Below are 14,050 nucleotides of genomic sequence, written 5' to 3'. Positions count from 1 at the left end.
TGTGATTGCCCGGGATTTGATGGCCTGCGACAGGCTGAGCAGAGACAGAAAGGAGCCTGGCAATGAAATTCTGGATATCCCCTTCGGCGGAGGGGGCGCCGCAGCCCGGCTCACAACGGGGGCGGCAAACCGCCGGGCAGAGCGATGGGCAAAATGCGGGGGCCGGGGCATTGCAGGTGGAGCATCTGCGCGGCTTTGGCCAGGAGGTCGAGATCCTGCACGGCGAGGGGGAGGCGCCAACCGGTGCGCTGCGCCCGCAGGTGCAGGATCTGCGCCAGATCTATGAGCTGTTCCTGGCCTCGCGGGTGCTGCCAAAACAGGGAACCTGTCTGGACATTGGCGCCGGGGCGGGCTGGTTTGCCCTGCCCTTTGCCGCCGCCTTTCCCGGCTGGCGGGTGCTGTGCCTAGAGGCCGATGCGGCGCGTTATCAGGCGCTGGAGGCAACAATCAGGCGCAGTGAATTAAAAAACATCAGCTGCTTTCACGGCGGCTTTCACCCCTTGGCCGCGCCGGTCTCTGTTCCGGCAGAGGCGGCAGATCAGGCTCTAAATTGGCAAAAAACCGGCGTCTACCCGCCCGCCCCCCTGGCACAAGCCCTGCAACGGGCCGCGCCGGTGCCGTTTTGCGCCCTGCCGGGGCTGGAGGACCGTCTGGCGCCGGCAGGGGCTGCGCTGGGGGGCAGGTCCCACAGCAGCCCGGGCTTTGATCCGGCGCTGTTGACCGCCCTGGCCCCGGATCTGCTCCGGCTGGAGGCGCCGGGGGTGGAGCGGGACCTGGCCGCAGCGCTGCGGCGGGCGCCGACCAGCTTTGTGACGGGTCGGTTGTTTTGCCATGTTCCCAGCGCCGAGCTGATCCCTCAGGGACAGGGACAGGCGCAGGGGCAGGGATCGGATGAGGCGCCCTGTCGCCGCCAGATCTACCTGCCCTATGGGCCCCATGTGCTGCGGCGCGACTATGAAGACACTCTGCCAGGGCGCCGTGCCGGGCTGGACGTGGTGGTGGCGCTGTATAATGGCCGTGATTTCATCGCGGAGTGTCTCGACAGTTTGCTGGCGCAGGATAGCCCCGAAATCCGGCTGCTGGTGGTGGATGATGGCTCCACCGATGGCAGTGGCGATCTGGTGGCCTCCCGCTACGGGGAGCATCCGCGGCTGACCCTGCTGCAAAAACCCAATGGTGGCTGCGCCTCGGCGCGCAACTATGGCCGCGCCCATTCCAATGCCAGCCATATTGCCTTTGTCGATGCCGATGACCGGGTGGATCCAGCGCTGTTTGCGCAGCTGCTGGAGCTGGCCCGCTATGGCGGGTTTAATATCACCGAGGGGGAGTTTTTGCTGTTTGAAACGGCGGAGCAGGGGGCAGAAGGCGGGGCTGAACAGCGCCAGCCCAGCTACGAGACGGCGCGCTTTGCCACCGGGCCAAGCCACCGGCTGGGAGAGATCGCCTATTGCCTGCGCCCCAGTCTGGAGATGATGCAGGGGCAGCCGACCATCTGGCGGCGCATCTACCGGCGCGATTTTCTGGATCACCGGGAGATCCGCTTTCCCGAACATGTGCGCGCCTTTGACGACCAGATTTTCCAGCTGCTCTGTGCCCAGCATGGCGGCGAAATGGCCCATGTCTTTGGGGTGAGCTATCACTATCGCCAGCACAGCGGCCAGGACATCAAACAGGGCGACAGCCGCCATTTCTACAGTTTCAACATGTACCGGCAGGTGTTTTTGCGGGCCGAGCGCGAGGCCTGGCCGGATATCCTGCCGGTGGTTGAATCGCTGCTCAACACCATGACCTGGTCCTATGCCGGCCTGCGGGAGGATCTGAAAGAGAGCTACCAGCAGGCGGCGGTTGCCTTTCTGGTGATGCTGGCCAAGGGCTTTGGTCCCTGGCTGCTGCAGGCGGTGTCATTGGAGCGGGTGGGCATCGAGGGGCTGGGGTTTCTGGTGGCGCGGCACCTACATGACAGCGCTCATCAGCCGGTGGATTATGGCATGCTGCATATGGAGGACTGGCGCTGGCAGCCGGAATTCATCGAGATGCAGCACGCGCTCTGTGGGGAAGGGGCAAACCCTGCCTGAGCATGCTGCCGTCACAGCGGCGCCGGGGCGTCTGCGGGCAGCTTGCCCCAGTCGCGCAGCTTGGCGATGCAGTCAAAATCCGCCTGCAGAAAACGGCGCAGATTGGCCTCTCCCCTGGGGCTGAGCTGGCGCTCTTCGGCGCTGGTGTTGTGGCGGTTGTCATTGACCCGGCCGGGGTTCTCGATGCCAAAATGCTGCAGCATATCCGCGCCCAGGCTTTCTTGTTGCAAGATGCCGAGGATCTGATCGGGCTGGCTCACGGCCAGAAGATCGCGCAGATAAAAGGCGATGTCTTCGCTCAGATGAAGGATCGAACGGTAATGACCCTGGGCCAGGGCATTGCGGCTGCCGTCGGGGTGATACAGCGCCTGCGCCAGGGCATCCAGGCTGCCATAATGGCGCAGGATCTGCGCCTCTCCGGGGAGGCGGTGTTCCTGGCTCGCCTCGATGAGCACCAGTGTGCGGCGCCAGTAAAAGGCCGAGATGGCGCGGGCGATCGGGCAGCGCAGGGTGATGTAATAGCGATACTGTGGTCCCAGGGGCGGCTGGTGCACATGGGTGATGCTATCGATCCGGGTGTCGCTCCTCTCCAGGGCATCGCGCAGGGTTGCGCCGCCACATTTTCCAATATGCACCAAGACGGTTTGCGAGGCCTGCGGGGCCTGTGAGGCCTGTGGCGTTTCGGGATCCTGTGGGGCGGGGGCGGGCTGCATCATAAAAGAGGTCCTGTTGGCGCTGTGGTCACTGGTGAACTGATCCTAGAGCAGCGGCGCGGTGCTGGCGAGAGGGGGCGAGGCGCGCGGCCGCAGAGTCAGCAAAGCGCCAGGAAAGTGTCGGGAAAAAGCATCAGGAAAAAGCATCAGGAAAATGTCTGAAATATCGCCTCAAACCCCTTCTGAGGGGGCAGGGGGGCTGCCTGCGCAGGCGGGGGCGGGTCATTTTTGTGGCTGGTGGTCCAGGGGTTTGCGCAGCACCTGGTCGATCTGGTCGGCGGCATAGGGCAGCTTGAGAAAGGCAAACAGCGCGGCGTAGCGCTGGGGCCGGGCGATGCAGGCGTCGTAATCCACCCAGAAACACTGCTCCGGATGGCGCGCCAGTGCGGCCTTGAAGCGACGCTCACAGGTTTTGACCATGGTTTCGACCTGCGCGTAGGGGCGGCTTTTCAGCCAGGCAGACTGGCTGACCGCCTCCAGATTGCGGCAGTTAAAGACAATCTGGGCGGCGGGGAAATTGTCCAGCAGGAAGGCGATATAGGCGGCAAAATCCGCGTCATCGCGAAAGGGATGATGATGGCGGATTTCCTTGCAGCCGGTGACCTTGGTTCCGGGTGGCGGGGCCAGCACCTCAGAGACAAAAGCGGCCAGCAGCTGGCGGCGAAACCGGGCGGGGCGCACCGCATGGGCGCCAAACCAGGGCCGGTCCCGGGCCTCCTGCCTGCCGCTTTGGCCGCGCCGGAAGGTATCGCGCAGGCCTTCGCTGGCGCGGTAGAGATGATAGAGCGTGGCCCGGTTTTCCCCCCGGATGCAGACGCCATCGCAGTGGTTCAGCAGGCTCATCAACAGGGTTGAGCCCGAGCGGGCATAGGTGATGATGAAGATATAGCGATGGCTGTTCAGGGGCATGGCGGTGGATCCAGATCGGATGGGGCCAGATCGGATGGGTCTGGGCGGTCTGGATCCAGGTGGGGCGGTTCCAGGCTGACGATGGCACGGCTGATCACCTGGGTGGCCTCGGGGGTGAGCTGGTCCAGCAGCCAGTCGCGCAGGCCGGCGCGGGCCTCGGCAAGGGCCTGGGGCGACCGGTCGGGGCGGGGCAGGTCTGCAGCGGCCAGCGGCAGCGGCTCCTGGCCCTGCAAAAAGGTCTGATTGAGCCAGGCACAGGCCGGGCGGGCATTGGCATGGATCAGGGCGGGCAGGCTGGGGTCAGAAAACCGCAGCTTTGGCAGCGCCTGCACTTCGGGGGTGATTTCCAGCCGCTCCAGCAGCAGATGCCGCGCCGCGCCGGGTCCCTGGTCATCCAGGGTCTCATTGAGGCTCAGCACCCAGGCGATGACGGCGGCGGGCAGGGTTTCATTGGCGTGATGGCTGGGCAGCGACAGCGGCCTGCCCAGGGTGGACAGGGTGGCAAAGAAATCCTGCACCACATCGTGGCGCCCAGTGGTAATGGGTGTGGTAATGGGTGTGGTGGCAGTATCGGCAGCCGTGGCGGCGGGGCTGCCAAAGCGGCGCACCCGCATATTTTCAGCCCCCACCAGATTGAGAAACGGCTCCAGCTGCTTGCGCGCCGGGTAGAAAAAGCTCAGCGGGCTGGGCAGGGCCGAGAGCCGGTCGCCATTGCCGCGAATGCGCTGCTGCAGGGTGGAGCAATACAGATCCGCCGGGTCGCGCAGATAGGCCAGCACGGTGATGCGCGAGAAACTGCGCCGCAGCCGCTGGATCAGCACCCTGGGATCACTCAGCCCGGAGAAATGTTCGCTGGAGATCAGGGTGAGCGGCGGGCGGCGGCACTGGACCTCTGCCTCAAAGCGCTGCCAGCAGCCCTCGCTCCAGGCCTTGGCCGCGGCCAGGCTGGGAAAGCGGTGGCGCAGATCCGGGGTCATTTGTTCGGCATCGGTGAGCGCCAGGGTCTGCAGCGCGAACTCGGGCATATGGGGTTCGTCAAAATAGTAGCAGCCCTGCCGCCAGAGCTCCTCTGGGTTGGCGCGCAGCGAAGCCTGGATCGAGGTGGAGCCGGTTTTATAGGGGCCGATATGGACCACGACATGCATGTTGTACCCTAGCCTGTTGGAGGTTGAAGAGGGGGGGCGGGCAGCGCCGAAGGGGGGCGAGTGGCGGCATCGGAACTGGTGGGATCAGAACTGGTGAAATCAGAACTGGTGAAATCAGAACTGGTGGGATCAGAACTGGTGAAATCAGGGATGTCGAAGTCAGGACTGGCGACATCAGAACTGGTGAAATCTGTGCTGCTGGCATTGGAGCTGGCCTGATTTGGGCAGGTCTGACTTGAATGGGCCGGATCCACCGCATCCGCCGGGGCGGGGGCGGTTTTGGCAAAGCGGCTGAGCAGGGCTTCGACCCGGGAAATCATCACATCATCCCCCACTGGTAACCGCTGGTCAAAATCCGCGTGGGCCCGGGCCTGATCGGGGTCAAACGGTGCGCGGTCGGCGCCCAGATAGGCCCGCGCCACCCGCCGATTGCCCTCGGCAAAGCGCCGGATCAGGTTTTGCTGCGCCGCCAGGGACAGCAGCCCGGCACGGGTGCGTTGCAGCGCCCCGGCCCCAATTCCAGCCCCAGTTCCGGCCCCGGTTCCAGCCTGGGCGATCTGCGCCAGGCTCATGGTGATCCGGTGCTGCCCCGTGCTGGGGGCGCGGTAGAGGTTGCGCAGCCGCAGATATTCCAGCGCATCGGGCGGCAAGGAGACCTTCTGCAGCGCTGCCTCCTGTGGCAGCAGCAGCCGGGGCTGGCTCTGGCATCCCAGGGCGCTGAGAAACCGGCTGACCAGGGTCTCGGCACTGCCGGATCTGTCATAGAGCCGCACCTGCAGGGCCTGGGCGCCAAAGGTCTCGCTCCAGCGGCGCAGCAGCCTGTCATTGTCGAGAAAGAACAGCCCGTGTTCGCAGATATAGCTCTCCAGGGGGCGGCTCTCGCGGGTTTTCAGATCCTTGACCAACTGGTTGTAGAAACTCTCGAGATAGCCAGCCGGGCTGCGCATGTAAAACAGCACCCGCACCCGGTAGTGGCGGCTCAGCCCCTGCAGCCGCGAGAGATCCTGCAGCCATTCAAAGTTTTCGGAACTCAGCAGCACATGATCTGCCGGGCTGGCCTGGATTTCGCGCAGCAGGGCGGGCCAGTCGCCCAGGGTCTCCAGCGGCTGATCCCGCAGCGCAGGGTCGCGCAGCTGCAGCGCCAGCGGGTGATGGCCGGTGAAATAGCGCCCGGATTTGGGATAGAGCAGCCCGGCGCCCGCCAGCAGATCTTCATTGGCGGCCAATGCGTTTTGCAGCGTGGTGGTGGCGGTCTTGTGGGACCCGATATGGAAATGCAGTGTCTTTTTACAGATCATGGGCGGCCTGCGGAAAATCCTGAGAAAAGCAACCTTTGCATGTTTTCCAGTATGGCGGCACATCTTAAAAGTTTCAAACCCCATCGCAAAATTCATCAAAGGCGCATCACTGGGGCCTTCACGGGCCTTTGCACCGGCGTCGTAGTGGCGCCGTAGTGGGGCCGTAGTGGGGCCTGCAATGGGCCTGCAATGGAACTGTCGGGGGGCGGCGCAAGGCTTGCACTCTGGCGACCCGGATCGTACCCCGGTAAACAGGGCTCAATATCCTCCGCGCCAGGGGGGCGAGTCCCGGGGACAGGGAGAAAAGGAATGCGGATGAAACGAGCGCTTATTACCGGTGTAACCGGCCAGGACGGATCTTATCTGGCGGAGTTCCTGCTGGAAAAAGGCTATGAGGTACACGGGATCAAACGCCGCGCCTCGTCGTTCAACACCCAGCGGGTGGATCACATCTATGAGGATCCCCATACCGACAATGCCCGCTTCAAGCTGCATTACGGCGATCTGACCGACAGTTCGAACCTGACGCGGATCCTGTCGGAAGTGGAACCCGATGAGGTCTATAACCTGGGGGCCCAGTCCCATGTGGCGGTCTCGTTTGAGAGCCCGGAATATACTGCCGATGTGGATGCCATGGGCACCCTGCGCCTGCTCGAGGCGATCCGCTTTTTGAAGCTGGAAAACAAGACCCGGTTTTATCAGGCCTCCACCTCGGAACTCTATGGTCTGGTGCAGGAGACGCCGCAGAGCGAGACCACGCCGTTTCACCCGCGCAGCCCCTATGCGGTGGCCAAGATGTATGCCTATTGGATCGCGGTGAACTACCGCGAGGCCTATGGCATGTATGCCTGCAACGGCATCCTGTTCAACCACGAGAGCCCCCGGCGCGGCGAGACATTCGTGACCCGCAAGATCACCCGCGGGCTGGCCAATATCGCCCAGGGGCTGGAGCCCTGCCTCTATATGGGCAATATCGACGCGCTGCGCGACTGGGGCCATGCCAAGGACTATGTGCGGATGCAGTGGATGATGCTGCAGCAGGACGCGCCAGAGGATTTTGTCATCGCCACGGGCAAGCAATATTCGGTGCGCCAGTTTATCGAATGGTCGGCGGCGGAACTGGGGATCACCCTGGCGTTCAGCGGCACGGGCCTGGATGAGATCGCCACCGTGGCGGCGATCACCGGCGACAAGGCTCCGGCGCTGCGGGTTGGCGATGTGGTGCTGCGCATTGATCCGCGCTACTTCCGCCCCGCCGAGGTGGAGACCCTGCTGGGCGATCCCGCCAAGGCCAAGGCCAAGCTGGGCTGGGTGCCAGAGATCACCGTGCAGGAAATGTGTGCCGAAATGGCCGCCGCAGATCTAAAGGCGGCGCAGCGCGCCCGGGTGCTGAAGGACCACGGCTATAATGAACCCGTCGCGCGTGAGGATTGATCCCATGAGCGCAGAACAGGGCGGCAAGGCAACCATGCTCCTGACCGGGGGCGGCGGCCTGGTGGGGCGCAATATCCAAGAGCACGCCGGGGCGGCCGACTGGACCATTCTGGCGCCGCGCAGCGCCGAGCTGGATCTGACCGATGCGGCAGCGGTGGAGAGCTATCTTGCCAAACACCAGCCCGATCTGGTGGTGCATGCCGCAGGCCGGGTGGGGGGCATCCAGGCCAATATGGCCAATCCGGTGGCCTTCCTGGATGAAAACACCGCCATGGGGCGCAATATCATCATGGGCGCTTACCGGGCCGGGGTGCGTCGCTTTCTCAACCTGGCCTCGACCTGCATCTACCCTCGCGCCGCCGAAAACCCCCTGCGCGAAGACATGGTGCTGACCGGCCCGCTGGAACCCACCAACGAGGGCTATGCCCTGGCCAAGATCATGGCGCTGCGCCTGTGCGACTATATCCGCCGCGAGGATGACACAGCCCAGTACAAGACGCTGATCCCCTGTAATCTTTATGGGGCGCATGACACATTTGACCCCAAACAGTCACATCTGCTGCCGGCCATCATCCACAAGGTGCATCAGGCGCAGAAAACGGGCGAGACCAGCGTCGAGATCTGGGGCGATGGCACGGCGCGGCGCGAGTTCATGTTTGCCGCGGATCTGGCCGATGCGGTGCTGCGCGCCGCCGCCGATATGGAGCGCCTGCCGGGCAGCATGAACATCGGCCTGGGCCAGGATCATAGCATCAACGACTATTACGCCACCGTGGCCGAGGTGATTGGCTGGACCGGTGACTTCAGCCATGATCTGAGCAAGCCGGTGGGGATGAAGCAGAAACTCTGCGATCCCGCGCGGCAGCAGGACTGGGGCTGGCAGGCTCCGACCTCGCTGCGCGACGGCATTGCACAGACCTATCGTCACTATTTGGAAAGCGGATACGCATGAGCCCCATTTACCCCCTCGCCACCTCTTCCTGGGATCAGGCGGAACAGGATGCGCTGCAGCGTGTCATCGACAGTGACATGTATTCCATGGGCCCCGAGGTGCGCGCCTTTGAGGCAGAGTTCGCGGCCTATTTTGGCAGCAAATATGCGGTGATGGTCAATTCCGGCTCTTCGGCCAACCTGCTGATGCTGGCGGCGCTGCGCTATACCAAAAATGACGATCTGCGGCTGATGCCCGGCGATGAGATCATCGTGCCCGCCGTCAGCTGGTCCACCACCTATTACCCGCTGCAGCAATATGGCCTGCGGCTGAAATTTGTCGATATCGACCGCGCCACCCTGAACTATGATCTGAACGCCCTGGAAGCGGCAATCAGCGAGCGTACCCGCGCCTTGATGGTGGTGAACCTTCTGGGCAACCCCAATGATTTTGCGGTGCTGCAGGCGCTTTGTGCGCCGCGCGGCATCGTGATGATCGAGGACAATTGCGAATCCATGGGCGCCAGTTTTGGCGGCAAACAGGCCGGCACTTTTGGGGTCATGGGGTCTTATTCGTCGTTTTTCTCGCACCATATCTCCACCATGGAAGGCGGCATGGTGACCTGCGACGACGAAGAGCTTTACCATGTGATGCTGTCCCTGCGCGCCCATGGCTGGACCCGCAACCTGCCAAAGTTCAACCATGTGACCGGCGAGAAATCTGAGGACCCCTTTGAGGAGAGCTTCCGCTTTGTGCTGCCGGGCTACAATCTGCGCCCGCTGGAGATGTCCGGCGCGCTGGGGCGCGAGCAGCTGAAGAAACTGCCGGATCTGATCGCGGGGCGGCGCGCCAATGGCGCCTTGGTGCAGGCGCAGCTGGGCAACCACGCCAAATTTGCCATCCAGCAGGAAATTGGCTGTTCCAGCTGGTTTGGCTTTGCGCTGGTCATTCGCGAAGGCTGCGGGCTGGCCCGTGCCGATCTGGTGAAACAGCTCCTGGCCAAGGGCTTTGAGTGTCGCCCCATCGTGGCGGGCAATTTTGCCAAGAACCAGGTGATGCAGTATTTCGACTATGAAATCCACGGCAGCCTGACCAATGCCGATTACATCGATGCCAATGGGCTGTTTGTGGGCAACCACCACTATCCCATCCCCGAGGCCGTTGCGGCCCTGGCCGAGATCTAGCGCAGCAGCCATTCCTCGACCTGCTGCGACACCTGCCGCATGCGCTGCCAGCGGGCGGCGCAGGGCTGGCCCCGGCGCAGGCGCAGCTTGCCCAGCAATCCCACCAGCGCCCATTCCGGGCGGCTGCCCCGGCGCTGATAGGGGCGGGTGGGGTCATAGCGGGGGTCTTCCTGGCGCTGGCCATCTGTGTCCAGCAGCAGGGCACCAAAGCCATCACGCTGCCAGCGTCCCTTCCAGCCGCCCATATCATCATCGCCAATCAGCGCCGGGGCGGCGCTGATCACGCCGATGGGCTCTTCCCCGGTCCGGGCGGGGCGGATATGCGCGCCCTGCAGGACCACGGCCAGCCCGCGCCGGTCCTCGCCACCGGGGTTGCCATCCTCCCATTCAAACCATTCCGCATAATCGGCGCCGCCCCCCGACCAGGCGCCGTCACAGGCGCCATTGCCATCCGATCCCAGCCGAAAGGCCGGGCCACTGCCATCGCCGGCCAGCAGATAGTCGGCGCCGCTGCCGGCAATCTCCACATGGGCCGTGGGGCTGGCAGTGCCAAAGCCGGCATTTCCGCTGGCACTCAGCGCCAGGGCGGTGGCCCAGCTGCTGCCATCGCTGGAGAGCTTGACGCTGAGGTCGTCATTGCCCAACAGGCCGATTTCGGCGCGCCCGGACCAGTTGGATTGAAACAGCGCCGCGGCGGTCTCAGTCGGGGCGGATTTGTTCAGCTTCATCTGATGACCGGCGCCTGCATGGCTGAACAGGCTGGCCTCAGCGGCCACCGCCAGCCGGTTGCTGGTATCGGCGCTGGTATTGACCCCCACCTGGGCCAGGTTCTGGGTCTCGGCGCTGATCTGCTGCCAGGCGCTGCCCTGCCAGATCCGCAGCTCAGCGACATCAACCCCCCAGGCGCGCCAGCCGATTTGCGGCGCGATGAACAGCCAGCCTTCGCCCTGCCAGATCGCCAGCTGCGAGGCCTGTCCGGCCCAGGCGCCGCTGGGCAGTGCCCCCAGCGCATAGGCATCGCCAGGGCTGGGGGTAAACGGCGGGGTTTCGGCATCAAAGGCGCTGACCCGCAGCTGCACCAGCGCGTCCAGCAGCTGCAGGGCCTCATTGTGGGTCACATGTTTTTGCGCCTGCGCGGCCAGCAGATAGGGCAGGGCGAGGATGGCAGAGGTCTCGGACATGGGGCTTGGGCTCCTGTGGGCAGCGGACAAGGACAGAGGACAGGGATAGAGGGCAGGGACAGAGGGCAAGAAAGCTGCGCGCCAGCATCGGCTGTGCAGATCAAAGCGGCGCTAACCGCGCGGGCGCGGTGGCGGCAACAGCCGCAGGGCAACAGGGAAAATCCGGGCCCGAGCAGGGTGCCGCAGGGGCAAATCTGGTGGCAAAAAAGCGCCCGTTCTGGGCGCTGATTCTTGCCCCAATGACCAGGCCACTGGGATTTTTTCGCCCACCAGCAAGCCCTTGGGATTGTCGCCAATTTGTTAACAATCGCCACTGTATTGTGCGGTTTAGATCCTGATACCTGCCGTGCTGCGGAGGCCATCCTGGGTCACGAGACGGCCTGGGGATATGAACATGGAGTTTGAGTTTCAGCAGCGCTTTCAGACGGGCAGCGATCGCTTTGATGCGGATCTGCGCGACCTTGCGGTGGTACAGACCGAAAGCGGCAGCTGGCTTTATGCCAGCAATGGGATGAATGGCGGGCTGAGCCTCTATCGTCTGGATGGCAGCGCCGCGGCGCCGCAGCTGTTGCAGCGCTACTGGCATGAAAACGCCAGCCTCGGCACCGGCGGGCTCAGCTGGGGCGAGATCGGCGGCAGCCTGCGGCTGATCCAGCAGAGCAGCAGCTCGGGGGCCTTGCTGTCATATGAGATCGGCAGCAATGGAAACCTGGCCCGGCAGCAGCAACAGGAGCTGGAGACCGGATCTGCTGGTGGCTCTACTGGCGGCTCTACTGGCGGGCCACAGGGGCTGGAGGCGCTGGTGACGGCGCCGATAGATGCAGGCCAGGATGGGGGCCAGAATGCAGACCTGAATGCGGGCCACAGCCTGGTCTACGGCATCAGTGCCGCAGGTCAGCTCACGGGCTGGCACCTGGATGCCACCGGGCAGAGCCTGGGCGAGGTGGCCACCAGCGGCACCTCTGCCTCCTATCACCTGCCCGGACAAGGCGCGCTGGAGATCAGCGCCGACGGTGATCTGTTGTTTGCGCTGGATGCCATGGGGCAGGGGGTGCGGAGCTACCGGATCACCACCCAGACCGGGGCGCTGCAGGCGGCGGATAGCTTTGGCATGGCCGAGGGGCTGCCGGTGTCGGATCCCAGCGCGCTGCAAAGCTTTCAGGCCTATGGCGCCAGCTGGCTGCTGCTGGCCGCCTCCGGGACTGGATCGCTCAGCCTGTTGCGGGTGGCGGCGGATGGCAGTCTCGAGCTCAGTGATCAGCTGAATGATACCCTGGCAACACGGTTTGGCGGCGTGGCGGTGCTGGAGGTGGTGCAGGTCGGGGAGCATGTGCTGGTGCTGGCGGCGGGGGCGGATGATGGCATCAGCCTGCTGCGGCTGCTGCCCTCGGGGCAGTTGTTGCATGTGACCAGCCTGGCCCATGCCCAGGGTCTGGGGCTGGAGAATGTCACCGCGCTGGAGGGGACCGTGCTGGGGGATCAGCTGGAGATCTATGTCACCTCCGGCACGGCGGGCGGTATTTCCCGGTTCAGTCTGGATCTTTCGACCCTCGGGGTGGTGCAGAGTCTTGATCAGGGCACGCTCTGGGGCAGCGCCGGGGATGATCTGTTGCAGGGGGGCGCGACGGCCTTGGTGACTTTAAATGGGGGCCTGGGCGATGACATTCTGGTGGCCAGCGGCGATGGCAGCCGGCTGACCGGCGGCGCGGGCGCCGATTGCTTTGTGGTTGGCGCAACGCCGACACTGACAGCGGCAGGGGTGACCGTGACCGATTTCCACCCCGGCACCGATCATCTGGATCTGTCGCTGATCCCCGGGCTTTACAGTCCGGCGCAGCTGCAGGTTGAAAACATCCCCGGAGGCCTGCGGCTGCAGTTTGGCGGCAGCCAGATTGTGATCCTGCGCGCCGGTGGCGGGGCGCTGAGCCTGACGGATCTCTGGCCCGATGGGCGCTTTGCGACGCCGGACCGGATCTCTCCGACAGAGCCCTCGGATCAGGAGATCCAATATGGCGGCGGCGGGGCGGATCAAATGGCCGGCACCACCGGCGCCGACCGGATGCAGGGGCTGGGCGGCAATGATGAGCTGCTGGGGCAGGGCGGCAATGATGAGCTGCTGGGCGGCGATGGCGATGACACCCTGCGCGGCGGCTGGGGCGCTGATACCCTGGAGGGGGAGCTGGGCGATGACCTGGTGCTGGGCGGCGGCGGCAATGACCACCTGTCGGGGGGAGCGGGGCACGATGATGTGCAGGGCCACAAGGGCGATGATATCCTCTGGGGTGGCGCCGGGGATGACAGGCTCAAGGGCAATGCCGGGGTGGATTTTCTCTATGGCGGGGCGGGCAATGATGACCTGCGCGGCGGCACCGGCGATGACCGGCTCTGGGGCGAGGCAGGGGCCAATCTGCTGATTGGTCAGGCCGGCGCCGACAGCCTGTTTGGCGGCGCCGCCAATGATACCCTGAAGGGGGGCGCGGATGCGGATTGGGCCTGGGGCTATGACGGGGATGATGATCTCCGGGGCGGGCGTGGCCGCGACCACCTGTTTGGGGGCAATGGCAATGACAGCCTGTCGGGGGATATCGGCGGTGACTGGCTCACCGGTGGTGGTGGCGCTGACAGCTTTATCTTTGGCCGCACACACGGGCGCGACGAGATCACCGATTTCACCCCGGGGGAGGATGTGATTGATCTGCGCGCCATGGGGGTCGCGGGGGATGATTTCTCGGATCTTGTGGTCAGCCAGCAGGCGGGCGGCGTTCTGGTGGTCACCGGCAATGGCGAGATCCTGTTGCAGGGGCTCGAGCTGGAGGCGGTCACGGCGGATGATTTCCTGTTCTGACCCCCGGCATATCAAGATATTTTGCATAATATGGATTATTGGCGACTTTCCTGTAGCCGCAAAGCAGTACTGTCACCCATCGGCCAAGCAGATCTGTCACTCTCTTTGCATGAGATCGCGAGGACCGTCTTTTGGGTCGTGCTTGCTGGTGCAGTCTTTGCACGGATGTTCTGGCGGCGGGCCTGGAGACCATTAAAGTTCGCGGCGTTTTTTTATCCACTGATCATGCTTCTTTTACCCTCTTATGGCCTGTCTGTTGGGAACGGTCAGGCTCTTCTCTGGTGAGTTGTGTCTGCAGTTGTTGGCTCCGGCAGCTGTGGCGTTTGATCAGGGTG

At 64.1% G+C, this 14,050-nt stretch carries 10 protein-coding genes; 5 read left to right on the top strand and 5 right to left on the bottom strand.

Features of this window, described 5'->3' with window-relative positions; genetic code table 11:
• Nucleotides 1–62 precede the first annotated feature (62 nt).
• Nucleotides 63–2,075: a glycosyltransferase gene (locus tag ARCT_RS0103710; RefSeq protein ID WP_027238876.1), complete on the top strand. Its 2,013-nt coding sequence runs from the start codon at nucleotides 63–65 to the stop codon at nucleotides 2,073–2,075.
• 11 nt (nucleotides 2,076–2,086) lie between these two features.
• On the opposite strand, the gene ARCT_RS0103705 is transcribed toward ARCT_RS0103710, so the two are convergent.
• The 4 genes from ARCT_RS0103705 to ARCT_RS0103690 all read right to left on the bottom strand — a co-directional run bounded on the left by ARCT_RS0103705 (nucleotide 2,087) and on the right by ARCT_RS0103690 (nucleotide 6,140).
• Nucleotides 2,087–2,791 (bottom strand): hypothetical protein, encoded by a 705-nt coding sequence (locus ARCT_RS0103705; RefSeq protein WP_027238875.1) that lies wholly within the window; start codon nucleotides 2,789–2,791, stop codon nucleotides 2,087–2,089.
• A 219-nt stretch (nucleotides 2,792–3,010) separates the two neighbouring features.
• Entirely contained in the window at nucleotides 3,011–3,697 is a 687-nt protein-coding gene (locus tag ARCT_RS0103700) for a sulfotransferase (RefSeq protein WP_027238874.1), read from the bottom strand.
• On the bottom strand, nucleotides 3,688–4,842 hold the full coding sequence (locus tag ARCT_RS0103695) for a hypothetical protein (protein WP_027238873.1): 1,155 nt from the start codon (nucleotides 4,840–4,842) through the stop codon (nucleotides 3,688–3,690). Before ARCT_RS0103695 ends, ARCT_RS0103700 begins: the two co-directional genes overlap by 10 nt.
• Nucleotides 4,843–4,850: 8 nt before the next feature.
• Nucleotides 4,851–6,140 (bottom strand): hypothetical protein, encoded by a 1,290-nt coding sequence (locus ARCT_RS0103690; RefSeq protein WP_154665285.1) that lies wholly within the window; start codon nucleotides 6,138–6,140, stop codon nucleotides 4,851–4,853.
• A gap of 315 nt (nucleotides 6,141–6,455) precedes the next feature.
• Here ARCT_RS0103690 and gmd point away from each other — a divergent pair, with 315 nt between their 5' ends.
• The 3 genes from gmd to ARCT_RS0103675 are packed head-to-tail and all read left to right on the top strand — an operon-like array spanning nucleotide 6,456 to nucleotide 9,689.
• Nucleotides 6,456–7,574 (top strand): GDP-mannose 4,6-dehydratase, encoded by a 1,119-nt coding sequence (gene gmd, locus ARCT_RS0103685; protein WP_027238871.1) that lies wholly within the window; start codon nucleotides 6,456–6,458, stop codon nucleotides 7,572–7,574.
• Nucleotides 7,575–7,578: 4 nt separating this feature from the next.
• Nucleotides 7,579–8,526 carry a GDP-L-fucose synthase family protein gene (locus ARCT_RS0103680; protein ID WP_051360518.1) on the top strand — a complete coding sequence of 316 codons (948 nt, stop codon included), beginning with the start codon at nucleotides 7,579–7,581 and terminating at the stop codon, nucleotides 8,524–8,526.
• Nucleotides 8,523–9,689, top strand: coding sequence for a DegT/DnrJ/EryC1/StrS family aminotransferase (locus ARCT_RS0103675; RefSeq protein ID WP_027238869.1), 1,167 nt, complete (start codon nucleotides 8,523–8,525; stop codon nucleotides 9,687–9,689). Before ARCT_RS0103680 ends, ARCT_RS0103675 begins: the two co-directional genes overlap by 4 nt.
• Here ARCT_RS0103675 and ARCT_RS0103670 read toward each other — a convergent pair.
• Entirely contained in the window at nucleotides 9,686–10,870 is a 1,185-nt protein-coding gene (locus ARCT_RS0103670; protein ID WP_027238868.1) for a DUF2793 domain-containing protein, read from the bottom strand. The two genes, ARCT_RS0103675 and ARCT_RS0103670, sit on opposite strands and share 4 nt — an antisense overlap.
• A gap of 394 nt (nucleotides 10,871–11,264) precedes the next feature.
• On the opposite strand from ARCT_RS0103670, the gene ARCT_RS0103665 reads away from it, so the two are divergent.
• Nucleotides 11,265–13,715: a hypothetical protein gene (locus ARCT_RS0103665; protein WP_051360517.1), complete on the top strand. Its 2,451-nt coding sequence runs from the start codon at nucleotides 11,265–11,267 to the stop codon at nucleotides 13,713–13,715.
• The last annotated feature ends 335 nt before the right edge of the window (nucleotides 13,716–14,050 follow it).

Source organism: Pseudophaeobacter arcticus DSM 23566, assembly GCF_000473205.1.
Taxonomy (GTDB): Bacteria; Pseudomonadota; Alphaproteobacteria; order Rhodobacterales; family Rhodobacteraceae; genus Pseudophaeobacter; species Pseudophaeobacter arcticus.
Note: the sequence above shows the minus strand (reverse complement) of the source record. Positions and strands in the feature narration are given on the sequence as shown.